The organism is Colwellia sp., assembly GCF_013215345.1.
Classification (GTDB): Bacteria; Pseudomonadota; Gammaproteobacteria; order Enterobacterales; family Alteromonadaceae; genus Colwellia.
In genome coordinates this window covers 1-20,340 of record NZ_JABSOV010000076.1, presented here as the reverse complement: position 1 = coordinate 20,340, position 20,340 = coordinate 1, and the positions used below count along the sequence as shown (strand labels likewise).

Sequence of the window (20,340 nt, the reverse complement as noted above, 5' to 3'; positions counted from 1 at the left end):
GGCGATTACCCCAAGTTGTAATTTACGGTTACTAAGGAACTTCAAACGAATAAGTTCACCAATATCGACTTGTTTACTGTCAGTTACCTCGTCTGAGTGATAATTTTGCGCAGAGTTTTGTTCTGCTACATTTTCATTGATATAAAGTTGCTCGCTAATGCCTGTTGCAACTAGGGTTGGTTCGATACGTTGATTATGAGTTGTCATACCAACAGCTTCTTGTTGGTAAATACTTAGATCGACTGGGCCGTAATAACCCAAGATATATTTATCTTGGTGTTTTTTACTTTTACTTGGGTAAGTGAGTAATAAAGCGCTACTGAGCGCCGGTAAAATTAACAAATAGAAGCTACTACTACTCTCAATAATTAAACTTAAGATTCCGGTAAATAAAAAGAGCCCTGCGGGCACTAATTGCCAATTTTTATTTAGTTTAGCGTCGTGTAATCGTCGTTTAGTACTACAGATGAGTACCGTGGTTAATATTAATAAAAGTGCAAAACTAACCACTAAATAGCCGGAAAAAATTACCGAACAAAAAATAAAGCCGAGTAAAGCAAACATTGAGCTTGCCAAAAAACGACTGCGATCATCAAATCCTTCTAAACAAAAAACGGCTTGTAAAAATGGCACAAAAATCTCCAACAGATAGATTAAAACTTGGTGCTTGTTATTTATTAAGGTAACTTATTCTTTAACTAAACTAATGCTTTAAGGTAACAGCTATTTAGCGGTTAGTATGAAAATAAATCCCAGAGTGATTTTTTTACTAATAAAGGTCAGTACTAATTTACTCGATATGCGGGTAAGTTAATTTGCTCGAGCTTTAAACCATAAAGGGTTAACACACCATGGTTATTTGACTCGCCATCACCACTAAAGTCAAAATCAAAAGTGCTATAAATAAAGGGTCCATGTTGCTTGGTAAATTTTATCCGACTTGAGCGCCTTGCCAAAGAGATAAATTGTAACCCTGCTTCTTTGCAATAACGATTTACATGCTTTTTAGCGGCTTCTGATACTTGTCTTAAATAAACGAAATACCAGCAAAATAAACAAAAGACTAATAAATAATATATATTTTCCATAAATGATAATACCTAAGTTTGTCTAAACAATTGCCCAATGGCTTGTGCTAGTGCCGGTGAGCGATTTTCACTGCGAATACAAAGAAAAACCACTGGCCTCATTAAAGGAATAGCCACTAAATCTTTAAATATGCTAGCGAACATGGCTAAGTCGTCATTAGTGAGTAAGTGCTCGAAATAAGCCATCAGTGTTTTCTCATCAGCTAAAGCCTGCCAACAACGACTTGATAAAGTAATTAATAACTCACTACTGACTTGCTGCTGAATCAATATTTGTGCAACAACCGCTTTAACATGAATATGCTGACTATTGGCTGCTAGTGCACGTAATAATGGTGCAGCTCTTACTGTTGCTTCTGGCTTTATTGAGGCACTTGCCAATGCGTTTGTTAATGAACTAACCAGCGCATCGATTAAAGCTACGGGGTATTGTTCATTCTCTAAGGCACTACACACTGGCGATAATACTTCCTCAGGTAAATGTGGCAGCGCTTTGACTAGCAGTTCGCTATGATTATCTTGCTTTATTCTGGCAATAAGATCAGTAATACCTTGTACACCAACTCCTTGCCAGTTATCTGAGTGATTTTCTTGGCTAAGGTACTGCTTAAAAGGTGAAAAATATTCACTGGGCGGCTGCTTCAAATCTACTTTGATTTTACTGTTTAAACTGGCTAATTTATATTGCGCAGGGGTAAATAGGTAAGGATTAGACTTAAGTAACTCTTCTTGTTTTTTAGACGTTTCTTGCGTTAAATCAGCGCCTAGGGCATCGACAATAATCGAGATAAAGTGATTTCTTGCCCCTTGGTTTAATAAACCACGTTCATCAAGAGGTAACTTCAATAGCCATAAATAAGGCTGTGATGCTTGTTTTTGCCAAAAAGCAATGGCAATGCAAGCATGTCCCTGAGTCGGGGTAGGGTAAGGTAATTGGTTTAACTCAACCTTTTCAAATTGTTCTTTGGGTAATTTAGTGACTAGTCGACCAATATCATAAAGGCGATATTGTGAGCCAGAAAGCTTAAGTAATTCTGATAGGGTAGCTATGTTCTCTGCTGGTACTGTGTCAGTCATAAATTCAATAGTATTGCCGCTTGTTATAGCGCCTTATTATAAGGATAATGACGCCATTAACATAGTAAAACTATTTACCTAATTATTGACCTAGTTATCGACCTAAGTTATTAACCTTAAATAATCTAGCCAAATTATTAACCTTAAATAACCAACCTTAACTAATCTAGCTAAAATAAACGACAGATGATGAAACAACACCTTGAAAATACGAAAGAGTTGCTTGCAGCGTTAACCACTGAGCTTAAATCTCTTAAGCTTTGGCAAATGCAGCAACCAAGTGCAGCTGAGCTTGCTAGTAGTGCACCTTTTTGCTGCGATACTTTAGCCTTTGAGCAATGGTTGCAGTTTATATTTATTCCTCGAATAACTCAGTTGATAAATCAGCAACAAGCATTACCGGCGAAAATAGCGTTAAGGACCATGTCAGAAGAATCCTTTAAGCATTTATCTGCTAAAGCCAAACCTCTGCTTGATATTATCCAAAATATAGACCAAACATTAACAGCCCAAGGTGATTACAGTGAATGATATTAATGCCGCTGATGTAAGTTCTAGCCTTAGTGAAAATGAAGCAAAACCAGTACTTAATATTTTATACCAAGATGAATATATGGTGGCGGTTGATAAGCCAGCGGGCTTATTTGTCCATCGAAGCTTTATGGATAGAGATGAAATCTATTTTGCTTTGCAATTAGTACGCGATCAAATCGGGCAATATGTTTACCCAGTGCATCGTTTAGATAGACCAACATCAGGGGTACTTCTTTTTGCTTTAACCAAAGAAGTTGCTAGAAAGCTGAGTGAAGCTTTTGCTAATAAATCTCGTCAAGCTGAGATTAAGTTAACGGCTACCGCTAACACTAATACCGAGTCAGAACAGCAAGATGACCTCACCGAGCCTGCGGTTATTCATAATGTCGATAAAACTAGCTTAGCCATGGTAAAAACTTATTATGCCTTGGTACGTGGTCACCTAGCAGTGCCAGCAGGTTTTATTGATCACCCCTTAAAAGAAAAGCTGGATAAGCTGGGTGATAAAAACGTTAGCCGTGATAAGCCAGCACAATCTGCACAAAGTTATTATCAAGTGCAGCAGCAAGCGAGTTTACCAATCAAAGTCGGTAAATTTGATAGCGTGCGTTATTCTTTAGTTGAAGTAAAACCGGTTACAGGCAGACGCCATCAAATTCGTCGCCATCTTGCCCATTTACGTCACCCTATTCTAGGGGATATTAACTATGGCGATAACAAACAAAATCCCTTTTTCATCGGACACTTTGGTTTTAAGCGCTTAATGCTGCACGCTATGTCATTAGAATTTAATCACCCGATTAGCGATATTAAAATTAAGATATCAGCACAGTTCGATGAGCAGTGGCAGCAGGTTTTTACTGAATTAAATTGGCCACAAATTTAACGCTATTTGTTAATAGAATTCATCATTAGTAAGGTGGTTTCTCGCTAAGTAGCTAGCTAATCAGTTAAAGAGTTTGTTATTTTTTCATTGCTAACAGTGAAACTAAAGCAAACTAGATAATACTAAGTAAAACAATAATTTTTACTCGGCGTGATTATTTCCGGTAAAGGAATATCCCAACTCTCTACCGGGATATTTTCGACTAACTGACAATCATGGGCCAGCCCTAGTGGGTAAAGCTTACTTTGTTGCCAGTGGGCAAGGCTTCGGTCATAAAAACCTCCGCCCATACCTAGTCTTGCGCCAGTTTCATCAAAAGCTACTAGCGGCGTACATATAATATCAAGCTCGGTTAATGGACAAACTTTAGTAACATCTAATTTAGGCTCTAAAATGCCAAAGGCATTGCTAACTAACTTGCTATCTTGTTGGTAACGCAAAAAAAGTAAATTCCCAGAGCTAAAAGGGTGTAGAACCGGTAGGTAAACCTCTTTTTGTTGTTGCCAACACCAATCAATAAAAGCTGCAGTACCTAGCTCGCCATCATTAGTTAAATAAACTGCAATTCGATTAGCCGCTTGAATTTTACTATGGCTAGATAAGCTTGTTGCCAGCGCGATAGCTGCATTACGCTGCTGTATTACCGATAAGGCATTACGGCGTTGTCTAATTGCTTTTCGTAATTGTAAGCGTGTATTCATAAGGGAGTTATCTTTATCTGTTCTTGGTTATTAATCATTTTTAGGAATAAAAAAAGCTGGGCGATTGCTCACCCAGCTTAATACTATTCTTGTAACTTGTAACTCTTACGAATTATCTGTGTGTTTCAGAAATACCTTCGTGAGTACCTGTTACTGAAATTTCTTCTTCAATCTTACTTTCTAAATCATGGCTGCTCTCACCTTCAGCGCCATGCATCCATTCAACGAGTTTACCTGCAGAAAGGTAGATGATAACACCGGTAATTAAAGCGCCAATACCAACACCCATAAAGATGTTACCGGCGTTATTAACCATTTCTTCACCTTCACCAACAAAGGAGCCAATAAATGCGGCTAAGAAGTTAGATAAAGCAGTAAAGAAGAACCAAATACCCATTAATAACGAAGTATATTTAAGCGGTGCTAATTTAGTAACCAGTGATAAACCAATGGGTGATAAACATAACTCACCTAAGGTATGGAACAGGTAAGCAAAAACTAGGAATAACATGCTTACTTTCACTGCGATATCGCCGCCTTGAACCATGGTAGCCCATAACATTACGAAGAAACCTAGGGCTAAAAATAACATTGCCAGTGCAAATTTCTTTGGTGATGTTGGCTCGTTTGAGCCCATTTTAACCCAAGTAGAGGCAACAAAAGGTGCAAGTAAAATAATGAACATCGCATTTAATGATTGAAACGAAGAAGCGGCGATTTCAAAGCCAAACAAAGTACGGTCGGTGAAGTCAGACGCATAAATGGTAAATAAACCACCGGCTTGTTCAAAACCAGCCCAAAAAACAACCGAAAACATGCTCATGATCAAAATAACTTTCATACGATCGATATCTTGAGGAGTTAACGGTGCAGCTGCTTTTTTATCACCTTTAATACGTTTAGCTGATGGTTTGACACCAATATCACCTAAATACTTATTCGCTAAGGTCAGTTGTAAGGTTAAACCGATTAACATACCACAACCGGCTAAGATAAAACCGTAATGCCAGTTAACTTGCTCGCCTAATATGCCGACAGTTATTGGAGCTAAAAAAGCGCCTAAGTTAATGCCCATGTAGAAAATGGTAAAAGCGGCATCACGTCTGTGATCGCCATCTTCGTATAATTCACCCACTAAACTTGATACATTGGCTTTAAATAAACCATTACCAATAATAATAAGCGCTAAACCGAGATAAAAGACCGTTTCTTCCATGCCAACAATCATTGATTTGGGAATGCCCAAGGTAAAATAACCCAAGGAAAAAATCACACCACCCCAAATAATCGCTTTACGTTGACCAATATAGTTATCAGCTAACCATCCGCCTATTACTGGCGTTAAATAAACCGCCATGGTGAAAAAGCCATATAAGCGTAACGCTTCTTGGTTGCTCCAGCCAAAACCACCGTCTTGTGTTGAGGCAATAAGATACAATACCAATAAGGCACGCATACCGTAATAACCGAAACGCTCCCACATTTCAGTACCAAATAAAAGGAAAAGTCCTTTCGGGTGGCCAAACAGCGTCCCCGCATTAGGTGTAGTCATATCATTATCCTAGATTTTATCTTTATAATTATGTGCGTTAGTTTTAACTGTGCTTTTACTGTAACAAATTTTAATTGATTTTTTTCAGTAAAGGCAGAGTTATACCTTTGTGAACTAATAAAGGCAAGTTTTGTTATAAAAGATTGTATACAATACTTTTGTAGTCGTAGAGAAATGTTTCCTAGTACTAATCCGCAAAAGTAAGTAGCAAAAGCTAATTTAGCTTGGCGACTTACTTGGTTAAGATATTGTTTGCATAGTCATATACTGGTAAACTTCGACGTCACTAATTTTAGTGGTTAAGCTCGGGCTCTTTTCATTCAAGGATAGATTACAGCTCTGCTTAAATGTATTACCGCACAGGCTATATAATAGGAATTTTTGCTAAAATGATAACCGCCATCAAACAGTTTGTTAAAAATCACCAGACCAATAGCTATAATCTATTGGTAGTGGCATCGCTAGTGTTGACTTTTTCTCTAGCAACTTCCCCATTTAAAGCGTTTGCTTACGCTCAACCTACTCCAGCGCAAATCGAACAATTTAAAAAACTGCCGCCAGCGCAACAAGAAGCGCTGGCCAAGCAAATGGGCATTGACATTAGCAGTCTTAAAGGACAAGTTTCAGGTGGTTCAAGTGAACAGGTAAAGAATACCGAAACTTACCCGCGCGGTACTCAGTTTGATGCTGATGGCAACCCTATTGTTGAAAATGATGAGCTAGCCGAGTTAGAAGAAAGTGATGAGTTAAAACCTTTTGGTTATGAAGTTTTTGCTAATGCACCACAAACCTTCGCCCCAATGATGGATATTGCCATCCCTGCCGACTATATCATGGGACCAGGTGATAAAGTTTCAGTACAAATATTTGGCAAAGAAAAAGACGAGTTAGAATTAACGGTGAACCGTGAAGGGCAAATAGTTTTTCCATCACACGGACCCTTTACCGTGTCTGGTTTATCTTTTGATGAAATGAAGCGTTTATTAACTGCACGCATTAAAGAAAAAGTGATTGGTATTGATGTAGTTATCGGTATTGCCTCTCTGCGCTCAATGCGTGTTTTTGTTTTAGGGGATGCCTTTAAACCAGGCCCTTATACTTTAAGTTCCTTATCAAGCATTACTCATGCAATTTTTGCTGCTGGTGGTATCAGCGATATCGGTAGTTTGCGTAATATTCAGCTTAAACGTGCCGGTAAATTAGTCACTACCTTAGATTTATATGACTTATTAATAAAGGGTGACTCAAGCTCTGATGTTTTATTGCAATCTGGCGATGTGGTTTTTGTTGCACCTAAAGGTCAAACCATTCGTGTTGAAGGTGAAGTACGACGCCCTGCTATTTATGAACTAAGTGAAAACTCAACCTTTAATGATGTTTTGACTATGTCAGGTGGTCTGTTACCGACCGCTTTTGCCAAAACAACCCGCGTTGAACGTTATAACCAAGATGCTTTGCGCACGGTAGTTAATATTGATTTAACTAAAAGTAGTGATTTAGTTAAAAAAGCACAAGCTGGCGATGCGGTTTATGTGATGAAAGCCGCAGAAATGTTTACGCAATCGGTAACTGTTATTGGTGCCGTTACTCGCCCCGGTAAATATCAATGGCAAAAAGGGCAGCGTATTACCGATATCTTCCCTAATATAGACTCGCATTTATTACACTCTGCCGATCTTAATTATTCTATTGTCGTGCGTGAAATAGATATAGCTCGTAACATTGAAATTCACCAGTTTGATTTATCTAAAGCACTTTCAGCGCCAAATTCAAAAGATAATCTTATGCTACAAGGCAATGATAAAATATTGGTTTTTGCTAATATTATTAAATTAATTGACAGTAAAATTAATTTAGATGCTTTGGCTTTCACTCAAGATAATCTCGCCAAAAAAGAGCAGCAACTGGCGAAAGATAAATATAAGCAAAAGCAATTCTGGTTAAAATACGGTGATGAAGAGCAAATCGCTCAACTTGATAGCGAGAAGATCGCGGCGGCTGAGCGCATTGAAAAATCAATTGCGCAATTTAGTGGTGGCGAAATTGAAGAGGAATTTGACCTTAAAGAGTTAACCCTGTTCTCACGTCAACGACTATTGATGCCTATTATTGAACAGTTAAAACGTCAAGGTAAGTCGGGTCAGCCAATACAATTAATTGAAGCCGACGGTGAAGTGAAATTCCCTGGGATTTATCCGTTGGCTAAAAATGCTCGTGTTGCTGATTTAGTTGCTGCTGCTGGTGGCTTAACCGAGTCTGCTTATGTGGTACGTGCGGAAGTGACTCGTAATCAAATCGTTAATCATATGGCACAGCAAACCTCTATTAGCTTAAACCTTGGGGCAGCACTTGCCGGTGAAGAAAAAGATAATGTTTTATTGAGCTCAAAAGATCGACTCAACATTCATCAAATTCCAGCTTGGAGTGAAAAGAACGTGGTTGAGCTGAGAGGTGAGTTTGTTTTTCCCGGTAAATATACCGTTCGCCGCGGCGAGAGTTTAGCCGACTTAATTGCCAAGGCCGGTGGTTTTACCCAGTTTGCTCATCAAGAAGGCTCTGTATTTACTCGTGTACAGTTACGTGAAATTGAACAACAAAATTTATTAAAGTTGACCGCTGATTTACGCATAGAAATGGCGTCTAAATCCATGACAGATAAAAATTATTCTCAAGACTATGCCGATGTACAGCAAATGTTAGCGGATATGGCTAATGTCCAACCCGTTGGTCGTTTAGTCATCGACTTACCTAAGTTAGTAAAGGTTAAAAACTATGATGTTTTATTGGAAGGTGGCGATGTGCTTTACGTACCTACTTTGAAAAATTCTATTAACGTTGTTGGTCAAATACAGGTTACCTCATCGCATATGTACGATGTGAATTTATCGGCACAAGATTACCTGGCGCAAAGTGGCGGCAGTAAAAAACGTGCTGATGAAGACCGCATCTATATTATTTCTGCTAACGGCAGTATTAAAATGATGGACAGTGGCAATTGGTTTACCAGCGATGCTGGTGATAACTTAAAGCCTGGTGATACCATAGTGGTACCGCTTGATGCGGAATACATGAATAACTTAGCCTTGTGGACAAGTGTCACTGGTATTATCTACAATTCTGCAGTGGCAATCGCTTCTATCAGTGGTATTGGTAAATAGGGTATAAGTCAGTGTATACCATTAGCTATTCGTAAATTAACAGTAAAATAAATTAGAAAAACAACAAATGGACGCGGTATGTTGCACTCATTAGAAAACGTAAATTTAGGTATAATTGGCCTAGGTTATGTCGGCTTACCCTTAGCAGTAGAGTTTGGTAAGAAATACCCAACTTTGGGTTTTGATATTAATAGCAAACGGATCGATGAATTAAAGCAAGGCCATGATTTTACTTTAGAAGTATCAACTGAAGAATTAGCCGACTCAGCACTTATTTCATATTCAGCTAATGTCGACGATTTGAAAAACTGCAATGTTTATATTGTCACTGTGCCAACACCTATTGATAACCATAAGCAACCAGATTTAACGCCACTAATCAAAGCGAGTGCTATGCTGGCGAAAGTGATGAATAAAGGCGATATCGTCATTTATGAATCCACGGTTTATCCAGGCGCTACCGAAGAAGTGTGTTTACCTGAGATTGAACGCAACTGTCAGCTGGTTTTTAATAAAGATTTTTTTGCTGGTTATAGTCCTGAACGTATTAATCCAGGTGATAAAGAGCATAGAGTTACCAACATATTAAAGGTGACCTCTGGCTCTACGCCTGAAATCGCTGATTTTATTGATAGCTTATACAAGTCAATTATTACCGCAGGCACGTATAAAGCTTCAAGTATCCAAGTAGCTGAAGCGGCAAAAGTGATTGAAAATACTCAACGAGATCTCAATATTGCTTTGATTAATGAGTTGGCGGTTATTTTTAATAAACTAAATATTGATACCGAAGAAGTATTAAAAGCGGCGGGCACCAAATGGAACTTTTTACCCTTTAGACCCGGTCTGGTCGGGGGTCACTGTATTGGTGTTGATCCCTATTACTTAACCCATAAAGCCCAAGCAATTGGCTATAATCCGGAAGTGATTTTAGCGGGTCGTCGGATTAATGATTCTATGGGCGAATACGTGGTTTCACAATTAGTAAAAACCATGCTTAAAAGGAAGTTACCCGTTAATGGCGCTAATGTCTTAGTGATGGGCTTAACCTTTAAAGAAAATTGCCCTGATGTTCGCAATACAAAAATTGTTGATATCGTAACTGAACTTGGCGAATTTGATGTCAATGTCGATGTTTATGACCCTTGGGTAAACCCTGAAGAAGCAAAACATGAATATGATATTGATTTAATTTCAGCGCCTAAACAAGCTCACTATGATGCGGTAATTTTTGCAGTAGCTCATCATCAATTTAAAGCTTTATCGGCTGATGAAATAAAAGCCATGATGAAAGAAGAACATGTGATTTACGATCTAAAATATATGCTAGATAAAGAGTTAGCGGACATTCGCTTATAATATTTTTTAACGGGCATTAAACTTATATATGACATAACCCCCCTCGTTAACTCTTCAGCGAAGGAGGGCTTTTTAAAAAGGACTATTTAATAAATGAATAAGTTTCAAACCATTAAGCAAGCGCTTATCAATGCCCCTAAAACTTGGCTTATCACCGGCTGTGCCGGATTTATCGGTTCAAACCTTTTAGAAACACTACTGTTATTAAACCAAAAGATAGTAGGCTTAGATAACTTTGCCACCGGTCACCAACACAATTTAGATGAAGTGAAAACACAAGTATCTGCGGAACAATGGCAAAACTTTCATTTTGTTAAAGGGGATATTAGAGAGCTTAGTGATTGTAATAAAGCCTTAAATCATTATGGAAGTGGTGTTGATTATATCCTCCATCAAGCGGCACTTGGCTCAGTGCCAAGATCTATTGCTGATCCTTTACTCACCAATTCAGCCAATATTACTGGCTTTCTAACTATGTTAACCGCTGCTAAAGAAAGCCAAGTTAAAAGCTTTGTTTATGCTGCTTCCAGCTCTACTTATGGTGACCACCCGGCGTTACCCAAAGTAGAAGATGTTATTGGTAAACCGCTATCTCCTTATGCGGTAACTAAATATGTTAATGAGCTTTATGCTGATGTTTTCTATAAAACTTATGGCTTAAATTGCACCGGTTTACGTTATTTTAATGTTTTTGGAAAAAGGCAAGACCCTGATGGCGCATACGCTGCGGTAATCCCTAAGTGGACAGCTGCTATGATAGCGAATGAAGAAGTATTGATTAATGGCGATGGTGAAACTAGCCGTGATTTCTGTTTTATTGAAAATGTCGTGCAAGCTAATATTTTAGCAGCGACAGCAAATGATGCCGGTAAAAACCAAGTGTACAATGTTGCCTTAGGTGATAAAACCAGCCTCAACACTTTATTTGCTAGTTTAAAAATCGCTTTACAAGCGAATGGCATCGACTATCTACAATCACCAACTTATCAAGATTTTAGAGCCGGAGATGTTAGGCATTCACAAGCGGATATATCGAAAGCAAAATCGTTGTTGGGCTTTGAGCCAGAATTTAAAATTCAACAAGGTATAGATAAAGCCATGCCTTGGTATATTAATTTCTTGAGTTAATAAACTAGCAATAAGCAAAGTTAATAAAACATTTCATAGCACGACTAATAACGCGCTAATGAGAAAATTTAATAAGCAGTACCTATTTGAGGTGCTGCTTTTTTTATTCTTACTGGAAAATTAGTGCTGTAATATAACTGTCACATAACTGACTTATACTTTGCCCAGTTAATTTATCATCTTCTCAATATTAGATAAGCTAGTTTTTAGTTTATTGATAATAAGGTTAATTTAAGTGGCAGTTCTTATTAGTTCAACCCGAAGCCGTAGCATCAAAAATTCATTGGCAAAATGGCTAATAACCTTTGGTGGTATTAGTGTTTTGTTTACCCTAGTGTTGATTTTTTTATATTTGTTATACGTGGTCAAGCCTATTTTTGAGTCGGCTAAAATTGAATCAAAAGTTAATATTAGTCTTCAGTTAAAAGCTAATGAAAAAATATTAGCGACAGGTGTAGACGAGTTACAAGAATTAGTTTATGAAATTACCGATGCAGGTAATATTGATTTCTATCATTTAAAGGCCAGCGACCCGCAAGCTAAAACACAGTTTGCTGTTGGTGAACATTCTTTTTCTGCGTATTTGCTTGCCGGTGATGACTTTAAGCAAGAGCGTGTTGTCAGTATAGCTAACTCATTTACCGCCAATAAATTACTCCATACCGCCAGTGGTAAAACATTATTAGTTCAGCCTAGTTTTTATGCTGAATATAGTAATGATATTCGTAAAATAATCCCGCAAGTAAACTACCCATTAGGCCAAGGTTCATTAGTTATTGATGAACAGCAAATACCGCTGTCGCAACTAGCCTTTGCCATGGATGATGAACAAATTGTATTTGTTGCTTTTACTGATGATAAGCGCTTAATAAAAACCAATTTTATTGCTGATGATGAATTTGGTTCTTCTAGTAATGGCGATGACGTTGAATATGAAACGAATTATCAACTCATTGATTATCCAGTTGATGTTGTTGATGAAATAAAGGTAACCCCGGATTTAAGTTTAGCTTTTGTTCGTAGCGGCTCAACAGTGCGTGTTTATTCGTTAACAGACGAGGAAGAGGTTAGTCTTAAAGCAACTATTACCCCAACACTAAACGATAATACTTATCTTACTGCTATGGCACTACTCTCGGGTAGTAGCTCAGTGTTATTGGGGGATAGTAGTGGTCGAGTTAGTCAATGGTTTGAAGTTGCTACCGATTCAGGCCGCCAATTTAAGCAAATTAGAGCCTTTACTACCGGTAATAGCGATACTAATAATAGCAATGCCAATGATGACAGTAAAAATAAAACATCCAAGGCGATAGACGCTATTTACACTGAGCAGTTCCGCAAAAGTTTTTATACTATGACAACAAGTGGCATGGTCAATGTCTTTTATACCACTAGCTCGGCACATTTATGGCAAGGACAGTTAACCTCGAGCCAGCCTGCTGCCTTTGCTATAGCGCCGCGAGCAAATGGCTTAATAATTATTGGTAATGATCCACTCGATGCAAACAAAAGAATTTTACAAACTTTCAGTGTTCATAACGAGCACCCAGAAGTTACTTGGCAAGCGTTATGGCAAGAAGTTTGGTATGAAGGTTATCCTGAGCCTGATTATATTTGGCAATCTAGCTCAGGCTCTGATGATTTTGAAGCTAAATTTTCTTTAGTGCCTATTTCTTTTGGCACTATTAAAGCGGCTTTATATGCCATGCTATTTGCGGTACCAGTTGCCTTAAGCGCGGCAATATATACCGCTTATTTTATGACGCCAAGCTTACGTAAAAAAGTCAAACCTACTATCGAAATGATGGAAGCATTACCTACCGTTATCCTAGGTTTTCTGGCGGGGTTATGGTTAGCGCCGTTAATGGAAGAGTATTTACCAGCAATATTCCTACTGTTTATTTTATTACCTTTGGCGACAGTGTTAACAGCTTTTTCCTGGCATAAACTTCCCAATAAGATCAAAGATAAATTACCTGAAAGCCTCGCGCCAATTTTATTAATCCCTGTGATAATGTTGACAACCTATGTGGCCTTTGCTTTATCACCACAGCTAGAGGCTATTCTCTTTAATGGCGATATGCGTCAATTCCTTACTAACGACCTAGGTATTAATTTTGACCAAAGGAATGCTTTAGTGGTCGGTATTGCCATGGGCTTTGCTGTTATTCCTACCATATTCACTATGGCTGAAGATGCAATTTTTAGTGTACCAGGACATTTAACTAATGGCTCATTAGCGCTTGGTGCAACTCAATGGCAAACCTTAGTAGGGGTAGTGTTGTTGACCGCAAGTCCAGGTATCTTTTCCGCGGTTATGATGGGGCTTGGTCGCGCTGTTGGTGAAACTATGATTGTCTTAATGGCAACGGGTAATACTCCCATATTAGATTGGAGTATTTTCCAAGGCATGAGAACTTTAGCAGCCAATATAGCCGTAGAAATGCCGGAGGCCGAAGTGGGCAGCTCCCATTACCGTATTTTGTTCTTAGCAGCGTTTGTACTCTTTATATTTACTTTTATATTCAATACCGCTGCAGAGTTTGTTCGCCAACGTTTACGAGAAAAGTACAGCTCAATGTAGTCGTTAGTATCGAATTTAGAATATACACAATAATTTTTATAGAGGTCAGTGACTATTCAACTTTAAGCTGCAGAGTTCAATTTAAAGGAAAATGTACGGAGTTGATAAGTATCAATGAGTACATTTGACACATAAGTTGGGCTTTACAGCAACAAGATGAAAAGTCACTCACCAATGATGAGTTACTTTATGAATAAATGGTTTAAATCAGGCGCCCCTTGGATCTGGTTATCTGCAGGTGGCGTAAGTATCAGTTTAATCTCAGTGTTGGGCTTATTATGGCTTATTGCCTCACGCGGCTTATCCTACTTTTGGCCAAGTGAACTTTATCAATTTGATCTTCTGGATAAAAATGGTGTTAAGAGTGTTGTTATTGGCGAAATATACGATAGAGAAGAAATACCTGTTGGTCAATTAGCGCATTTAAATTTAGACCTTGATCCAGAGCAAGAAGTGTTAGAGCGCTTATTGATCAAAACGGGTAACCGAGAGTTGGTTAGTTTAGATTTTCGCTGGTTGCTAAGTCATAACATTACCAATACACAAAAACCCAAAGATTTAGTCGTTGTTGAACGCCGTACCCATGGTAACTTTTACGGTTATATTGACAGTATGGTTGTTGATGGCAATGAAGTAGCCGTAAATAAATTAGCTGAACTATTAACACGTGTTGAGAGATTTCAACAGCAAATTGATGAATTACAAAAATCAGATATTGGCGCAATAAACTATCAATTAGAACGTTTACGATTAAAAGCGCGTAAATATCAGTTACAAGATAAGTTAACGCCTGAGCGACAAGCAAAAATTGATAGTGAAGTAGTTAATTTAAATCAACGCTATGCCAAACTAGAGCAAGAATTGATGGGTTACCGAGAAGAAATATCCCGTGACCATATAGTGATGCGTGCTATGGATGGTCAACTTGTGACCATTAACTTTGAATACATTCTTAAGGTGACCTTTAATAATCAACTTAGCCTCCTTGAAAAAGTGAGTACATTCTTTAGCCAGATTGGGGGATTCATCATTGAAGATCCGCGCGAAGCGAATACCGAAGGCGGGGTGTTTCCTGCTATATTTGGTACTGTGCTTATGGTGTTGTTGATGACAGTCATCGTTTCACCTTTGGGCGTTATCGCGGCGATATACTTACATGAATATGCGGGTAAAAATGCTTTTACTAAGCTGTTACGCATATCGGTTATTAACTTGGCCGGTGTGCCGTCTATCGTTTATGGCGTATTTGGTTTAGGCTTCTTTGTCTATATGGTGGGTGGTTCACTGGATCAATTGTTTTACTCAGAAAACCTACCTAGCCCAACTTTTGGTACACCAGGTGTATTATGGTCTTCACTAACACTGGCAATATTGACCTTACCTGTGGTAATAGTTTCCACCGAAGAAGGTTTGTCACGTATTCCATTGGAGATGCGTTACGGCTCATTGGCACTGGGCGCCACGAAGGCTGAAACCTTATGGCGTATTATTTTACCTATTGCCAGTCCTGCTATTATGACCGGAATTATTTTAGCTATTGCCCGAGCAGCAGGGGAAGTAGCACCGCTAATGTTGGTCGGCGTAGTGAAAATGGCGCCTAATTTGCCCTTAGATGGTAACTTTCCCTTCTTACATTTAGATCGCAAGTTTATGCATTTAGGTTTTCATATTTATGATGTCGGTTTCCAAAGTCCAAATGTAGAAGCCGCGCGACCGTTGGTTTTTGCAACAGCCTTACTCTTAGTAAGCATTATTGTTGCCTTGAATATGACCGCCGTTTCAATACGTAATAGATTACGTGAAAAATATAAAATGTTAGAGCACTAATTTTATTAAATAAAAAATTCACAATGAGTCATTTGAAATGAGTAATTTTAATGACTTATTAGTTTTACTAAACAATGATCAATGAAAAGTAATTAGAGAAAACCTATTATGATTTCTATTAGCCCAAAAGCATTAGCTACTGGCTCAGAGCCTTTAATTAAAACGCCGTTAGATTTAAATAATTTATCACCAGAGCAAGTTGCCTTAGATATTAATAAATTAAATTTATACTATGGTAAAAAACAGGCACTTAATAATATTACCATGTCGATTCCTAAGGGGCAGGTTACTGCCTTTATTGGGCCAAGTGGCTGTGGTAAGTCCACCTTGTTACGTTGTATTAACCGCATGAACGACTTAGTTGATGATTGTCATATCAGTGGCGAAATTAACTTACATGGCAATAACATCTATAACAAACATGTTGATGTTGCTGAGTTAAGACGAAAAGTAGGTATGGTATTCCAGCGTCCTAATCCATTTCCTAAAACTATTTATGAAAATGTTGTCTATGGTTTACGTATTATGGGCGAAAATAATCGTAGAAGACTGGATGAGGCTGCTGAGCAGTCATTACGCAGTGCTGCGCTTTGGAATGAAGTAAAAGATAGGTTACATGAAAGCGCTTTAGGTCTTTCTGGTGGTCAGCAGCAGCGCTTAGTAATTGCTCGTGCTATTGCTATTCAACCAGAGGTGCTACTACTTGATGAGCCGACTTCAGCACTTGACCCCATTTCGACCTTGGTCATTGAAGAGTTAATTAATGATCTTAAAAAGCAATTTACTGTCGTTATTGTTACGCATAATATGCAGCAAGCTGCACGGGTTTCTGATCAAACGGCATTTATGTATATGGGTGATTTAATAGAGTACAGTGATACCAATACTTTATTTACCACGCCGCTGAAAAAGAAAACTGAAGATTATATTACCGGCCGTTATGGCTAAATCTCTGGTAGTAGCCTACTAGTGATTTATTCTAAACTCACTAGTAATCACTAGATAAAGTATGCAAGAACATACTTATAAAAGGACATCCAATGGATAATTTACAAATAGGTCGTCATATTTCTGGCCAATTCAATGAAGATTTAGAACGCGTTATTAATAATGTTATGCATATGGGCGGCTTGGTTGAAAAACAGTTAACTGATGCACTAGCTGCAGTGGATACTACTGATGTCACCTTGGCCAAGGAAGTCTTAAGCAATGATTATCAAGTGAATGCCTATGAGGTGAGTATTGATGATGAGTGCACGCGTATCATTGCTAAACGCCAACCTGCAGCTGGTGATTTACGTTTAATTATGGCGATCGTTAAAACCATTACAGATCTAGAGCGTATTGGTGATGAAGCTGAGAAAATAGCCCGAGTTGCTCTGGAAAATTTTTCTTCCTCGCAGCAGGACTTACTAGTGAATTTAGATAATTTAGGTCGACGAGTCTTGGAATTTTTACAAGCCAGTCTTGATGCTTTTACCCGCATGGATTGTGATGCTGCTATTAAGATACATCAAATGGATGACAAAATTAACCGTGAATATGAAGCACTGATCCGTCAATTAATGACCTATATGATGGAAGACCCACGTTCAATTCCGCAAATTATGACGGTTATTTGGTCAGCTAGAGCGTTAGAGCGTATCGGTGATCGTTGTCAAAATATTTGTGAATACATTATTTACTTTGTTAAAGGCAAAGTTGTTCGCCATACGACAGCAGAAGACATGAAAAATCTCTAAACAATCATTAATAAATCACCAAGCAATTTTAATCATGGTGAATAATTAAAAACTTTAAATTCAATAGATTAGCTAAGTACTATGTCAGTGCTTAGCTAATAAAAATTTACACTGTCGTGGTTAGCTAATAAAGGCAACCATTTAAGCTGATATTAGCATTTAACATTAGAAGTTAAATGGGTTACTATCCGCGGCGAATAGCAATGACGAGAGTTATACTTACTGGAAACATACTTATGGCCAGAAATACAATCTTAGGTGTATTTGCAAAATCACCAATAAAACCCTTAGAAAAACATATTCGAATAGTTGTAAAATGTAGTAAACAACTTATCCCCTTTTTTGATGCATGTGTTGCAAAAGACTGGAGTGAAGCGGCAAAAGTTCGTCGTAAACTGTCTAAGTTAGAGCAAGATGCAGATGCCTTAAAACGTCAATTACGTTTAGAGTTACCAGGTGGCTTATTTATGCCAGTTGATAGAGCTGACTTACTTGAACTTCTTACCCAACAAGACAAAATAGCTAACAAAGCAAAGGATATCGCTGGTCGCGTATTAGGGCGTAAGCTTGAAGTACCTGAAAGTTTACAAGCCGAGTTTTCTGTTTACCTAGAGCGTTGTCTTGATGCTACTGAAAAAGCAGCAGAAGCGATTAACGAATTAGATGACTTATTAGAAACCGGCTTTCGTGGTCGTGAAGTTGTCTTGGTTGAAAAAATGATCAACCAGTTAGACGCTATCGAAGATGATACTGATGGCTTGCAAATTACTTTGCGTAAAAATTTATTAGCGATTGAAAAGGATTTGAATCCAGTTGATGTAATGTTCTTATATCAAATTATTGATTGGGTTGGTGACTTAGCCGACCTTGCTGAACGTGTAGGTGCACGTTTAGAAATACTTCTTGCTAGAAAATAAGGCTTAACTGATGGAAATTATACTTAACTCAGGCGGCACATTTGTTCTCATCGCTGCTGTTGTTGGCTTCTTTATGGCATGGGGCATTGGTGCTAATGATGTTGCCAATGCTATGGGAACCTCTGTTGGTTCTAAAGCCTTAACAATTAAACAAGCCATTATTATAGCGATGGTTTTTGAATTTGCTGGTGCTTACCTTGCCGGCGGTGAAGTAACATCAACCATACGTAAAGGCATCATTGATGCCAGTTACTTTATTGATACGCCAGAGCTACTTGTTTATGGCATGATTTCAGCACTATTTGCTGCTGCTACCTGGTTACTTATTGCCTCAGCTCTTGGCTGGCCAGTATCTACTACTCATTCAATTGTTGGTGCTATTGTCGGTTTCGCTGCGGTAGGCGTAAGCACTGATGCTGTTGAGTGGGGTAAGGTACTTGGTATTGTTGGTAGTTGGGTAATCACGCCACTTATTTCAGGTATTATCGCTTTTATTATCTTTAACAGTGCGCAAAAATTAATTTTTGATACTGATAAACCCTTGCAACAAGCTAAGCGCTGGGTTCCTGCGTATATGTTCTTGGCCGGTTTTGTATTATCACTGGTTACCATCAAAAAAGGTCTCAAGCACATAGGTTTAGAGAGTGTCGATCTTGGTATTGTCACGCTTGAAATTAAAGGCGCGGGTGGTTATTACCTAGCAATTATTGTTGCTGTTATTGTGGCAATCATAGGTAAAATATTTATTAATCGCTTGAAATTTGACGAAACGCTTGCCAAAGAAGCGCACTACGTCAATGTTGAAAAAGTATTTGCAGTATTAATGATAATTACCGCTTGTGCTATGGCTTTTGCTCACGGTTCAAATGATGTTGCTAACGCCATTGGCCCATTAGCTGCGGTAGTCAGTATTGTTGAAAATAATGGCGAAATTGCCGCTAAATCAGCTATTGCTTGGTGGATTCTACCTTTAGGTGGTTTTGGTATTGTTGCTGGTCTGGCACTGTTTGGACATAAAGTAATTGCCACTATCGGCCAAGGTATCACTCACCTTACGCCAAGTCGTGGTTTCGCTGCTGAATTAGCTGCTGCCAGTACTGTGGTTATCGCCTCTGGCGCTGGTTTACCTATCTCAACAACACAAACACTTGTTGGTGCTGTGTTAGGTGTAGGTATGGCACGTGGTATTGCGGCCATTAACTTAGGTGTGGTACGAAACATTGTTGTTTCTTGGGTTATCACCTTACCTATAGGTGCAGGTCTATCAATTCTGTTCTTCTGGATTATGCAGGCAACTTTTAGCTAAGACTTTACCTAGCAGACTATTACAGAAAACAGCATCAAAAAAGCCGCAATGAATTGCGGCTTTTTTATTTGCGTTATTTAAGCTTGGCCTTTTACATACCTCGCTTAACACGCTATTTAGCTACGTTCAGTAACTTCTAATAAGTGGTAACCGAACTGCGTTTTTACTGGGCCTTGTACTGTATTTAAAGGTGCTGAAAAAACAACTTTATCAAACTCAGGAACCATTTGGCCAGGAGCAAAGCTACCTAAATCACCACCTTGGGCATTAGAAGGGCAGTTAGAATGCTCTTTAGCTACTTCAGCAAAGTCTTTACCTGCTTCAATTTCTGTTTTCAAGGCTAAACATTGTTCTTCTGTATCCACTAAAAGGTGGCGTGCACTTGCTTGAGACATACTACTTTCCTGTTACTTTAAGTTTGAAATTATATTTATTAAAACAATTATATTTTTTAAATAATTGTATAATTGATCGCATGTAC

The 20,340-nt window shown here is 38.4% G+C and carries 16 protein-coding genes and 1 pseudogene; 11 read left to right on the top strand and 6 right to left on the bottom strand.

What is annotated here, in order from left to right:
• The 3 genes and pseudogenes from HRT50_RS12330 to HRT50_RS12320 form a co-directional block, all read right to left on the bottom strand.
• Positions 1-633: pseudogene (locus HRT50_RS12330) on the bottom strand (hypothetical protein); the annotation flags it as partial.
• A gap of 152 nt (positions 634-785) precedes the next feature.
• Positions 786-1,088 (bottom strand): DUF3301 domain-containing protein, encoded by a 303-nt coding sequence (locus HRT50_RS12325; RefSeq protein WP_291614912.1) that lies wholly within the window; start codon positions 1,086-1,088, stop codon positions 786-788.
• A gap of 12 nt (positions 1,089-1,100) precedes the next feature.
• Entirely contained in the window at positions 1,101-2,165 is a 1,065-nt protein-coding gene (locus HRT50_RS12320; protein WP_291614910.1) for a DUF3549 family protein, read from the bottom strand.
• Between the two features lie 186 nt (positions 2,166-2,351).
• Between HRT50_RS12320 and HRT50_RS12315 the strand changes: the two genes are divergently transcribed.
• Both HRT50_RS12315 and HRT50_RS12310 read left to right on the top strand, forming a co-directional pair.
• On the top strand, positions 2,352-2,696 hold the full coding sequence (locus HRT50_RS12315) for a YqcC family protein (protein WP_291614907.1): 345 nt from the start codon (positions 2,352-2,354) through the stop codon (positions 2,694-2,696).
• An 82-nt stretch (positions 2,697-2,778) separates the two neighbouring features.
• On the top strand, positions 2,779-3,585 hold the full coding sequence (locus tag HRT50_RS12310; RefSeq protein WP_291614914.1) for a pseudouridine synthase: 807 nt from the start codon (positions 2,779-2,781) through the stop codon (positions 3,583-3,585).
• A 122-nt stretch (positions 3,586-3,707) separates the two neighbouring features.
• Here HRT50_RS12310 and HRT50_RS12305 read toward each other — a convergent pair whose 3' ends face one another.
• On the bottom strand, positions 3,708-4,286 hold the full coding sequence (locus HRT50_RS12305; RefSeq protein ID WP_291614906.1) for a 5-formyltetrahydrofolate cyclo-ligase: 579 nt from the start codon (positions 4,284-4,286) through the stop codon (positions 3,708-3,710).
• A gap of 112 nt (positions 4,287-4,398) precedes the next feature.
• Positions 4,399-5,838, bottom strand: a complete 1,440-nt coding sequence (locus HRT50_RS12300) for a peptide MFS transporter (RefSeq protein ID WP_291614904.1) — start codon at positions 5,836-5,838, stop codon at positions 4,399-4,401.
• A gap of 389 nt (positions 5,839-6,227) precedes the next feature.
• Between HRT50_RS12300 and HRT50_RS12295 the strand changes: the two genes are divergently transcribed.
• The 9 genes from HRT50_RS12295 (at position 6,228) to HRT50_RS12255 (ending at position 19,859) form a co-directional block, all read left to right on the top strand.
• Positions 6,228-8,996: an SLBB domain-containing protein gene (locus tag HRT50_RS12295; protein ID WP_291614902.1), complete on the top strand. Its 2,769-nt coding sequence runs from the start codon at positions 6,228-6,230 to the stop codon at positions 8,994-8,996.
• 78 nt (positions 8,997-9,074) lie between these two features.
• Positions 9,075-10,355: a Vi polysaccharide biosynthesis UDP-N-acetylglucosamine C-6 dehydrogenase TviB gene (gene tviB, locus HRT50_RS12290; protein ID WP_291614900.1), complete on the top strand. Its 1,281-nt coding sequence runs from the start codon at positions 9,075-9,077 to the stop codon at positions 10,353-10,355.
• Positions 10,356-10,448: 93 nt separating this feature from the next.
• Positions 10,449-11,483, top strand: coding sequence for an NAD-dependent epimerase/dehydratase family protein (locus HRT50_RS12285; RefSeq protein WP_291614898.1), 1,035 nt, complete (start codon positions 10,449-10,451; stop codon positions 11,481-11,483).
• Positions 11,484-11,718: 235 nt separating this feature from the next.
• Positions 11,719-14,067, top strand: coding sequence for an ABC transporter permease subunit (locus HRT50_RS12280; RefSeq protein ID WP_291614892.1), 2,349 nt, complete (start codon positions 11,719-11,721; stop codon positions 14,065-14,067).
• 189 nt (positions 14,068-14,256) lie between these two features.
• Complete coding sequence (gene pstA / locus HRT50_RS12275; RefSeq protein ID WP_291614890.1) at positions 14,257-15,894, top strand: phosphate ABC transporter permease PstA; 1,638 nt, start codon at positions 14,257-14,259, stop codon at positions 15,892-15,894.
• Between the two features lie 108 nt (positions 15,895-16,002).
• Positions 16,003-16,842 carry a phosphate ABC transporter ATP-binding protein PstB gene (pstB, locus tag HRT50_RS12270; RefSeq protein ID WP_291614888.1) on the top strand — a complete coding sequence of 280 codons (840 nt, stop codon included), beginning with the start codon at positions 16,003-16,005 and terminating at the stop codon, positions 16,840-16,842.
• A 92-nt stretch (positions 16,843-16,934) separates the two neighbouring features.
• Positions 16,935-17,636 carry a phosphate signaling complex protein PhoU gene (phoU, locus tag HRT50_RS12265; protein ID WP_291614886.1) on the top strand — a complete coding sequence of 234 codons (702 nt, stop codon included), beginning with the start codon at positions 16,935-16,937 and terminating at the stop codon, positions 17,634-17,636.
• 236 nt (positions 17,637-17,872) lie between these two features.
• Positions 17,873-18,553: a TIGR00153 family protein gene (locus tag HRT50_RS12260; RefSeq protein ID WP_291614884.1), complete on the top strand. Its 681-nt coding sequence runs from the start codon at positions 17,873-17,875 to the stop codon at positions 18,551-18,553.
• Between the two features lie 10 nt (positions 18,554-18,563).
• Positions 18,564-19,859 carry an inorganic phosphate transporter gene (locus HRT50_RS12255; protein ID WP_291614882.1) on the top strand — a complete coding sequence of 432 codons (1,296 nt, stop codon included), beginning with the start codon at positions 18,564-18,566 and terminating at the stop codon, positions 19,857-19,859.
• A 116-nt stretch (positions 19,860-19,975) separates the two neighbouring features.
• Here HRT50_RS12255 and HRT50_RS12250 read toward each other — a convergent pair whose 3' ends face one another.
• Positions 19,976-20,254 carry a peptidylprolyl isomerase gene (locus HRT50_RS12250; protein ID WP_291614880.1) on the bottom strand — a complete coding sequence of 93 codons (279 nt, stop codon included), beginning with the start codon at positions 20,252-20,254 and terminating at the stop codon, positions 19,976-19,978.
• Between the last annotated feature and the right edge of the window lie 86 nt (positions 20,255-20,340).

What these genes read in the sequence shown, in the direction of transcription:
- HRT50_RS12325 (WP_291614912.1), bottom strand. Translation starts at nt 1,088, where the DNA reads ATGGAAAATATATATTATTTATTAGTCTTTTGTTTATTTTGCTGGTAT.
- HRT50_RS12320 (WP_291614910.1), bottom strand. Translation starts at nt 2,165, where the DNA reads ATGACTGACACAGTACCAGCAGAGAACATAGCTACCCTATCAGAATTA.
- HRT50_RS12315 (WP_291614907.1), top strand. Translation starts at nt 2,352, where the DNA reads ATGATGAAACAACACCTTGAAAATACGAAAGAGTTGCTTGCAGCGTTA.
- HRT50_RS12310 (WP_291614914.1), top strand. Translation starts at nt 2,779, where the DNA reads ATGGTGGCGGTTGATAAGCCAGCGGGCTTATTTGTCCATCGAAGCTTT.
- HRT50_RS12305 (WP_291614906.1), bottom strand. Translation starts at nt 4,286, where the DNA reads ATGAATACACGCTTACAATTACGAAAAGCAATTAGACAACGCCGTAAT.
- HRT50_RS12300 (WP_291614904.1), bottom strand. Translation starts at nt 5,838, where the DNA reads ATGACTACACCTAATGCGGGGACGCTGTTTGGCCACCCGAAAGGACTT.
- HRT50_RS12295 (WP_291614902.1), top strand. Translation starts at nt 6,228, where the DNA reads ATGATAACCGCCATCAAACAGTTTGTTAAAAATCACCAGACCAATAGC.
- tviB (WP_291614900.1), top strand. Translation starts at nt 9,075, where the DNA reads ATGTTGCACTCATTAGAAAACGTAAATTTAGGTATAATTGGCCTAGGT.
- HRT50_RS12285 (WP_291614898.1), top strand. Translation starts at nt 10,449, where the DNA reads ATGAATAAGTTTCAAACCATTAAGCAAGCGCTTATCAATGCCCCTAAA.
- pstA (WP_291614890.1), top strand. Translation starts at nt 14,257, where the DNA reads ATGAATAAATGGTTTAAATCAGGCGCCCCTTGGATCTGGTTATCTGCA.
- pstB (WP_291614888.1), top strand. Translation starts at nt 16,003, where the DNA reads ATGATTTCTATTAGCCCAAAAGCATTAGCTACTGGCTCAGAGCCTTTA.
- phoU (WP_291614886.1), top strand. Translation starts at nt 16,935, where the DNA reads ATGGATAATTTACAAATAGGTCGTCATATTTCTGGCCAATTCAATGAA.
- HRT50_RS12260 (WP_291614884.1), top strand. Translation starts at nt 17,873, where the DNA reads ATGGCCAGAAATACAATCTTAGGTGTATTTGCAAAATCACCAATAAAA.
- HRT50_RS12255 (WP_291614882.1), top strand. Translation starts at nt 18,564, where the DNA reads ATGGAAATTATACTTAACTCAGGCGGCACATTTGTTCTCATCGCTGCT.
- HRT50_RS12250 (WP_291614880.1), bottom strand. Translation starts at nt 20,254, where the DNA reads ATGTCTCAAGCAAGTGCACGCCACCTTTTAGTGGATACAGAAGAACAA.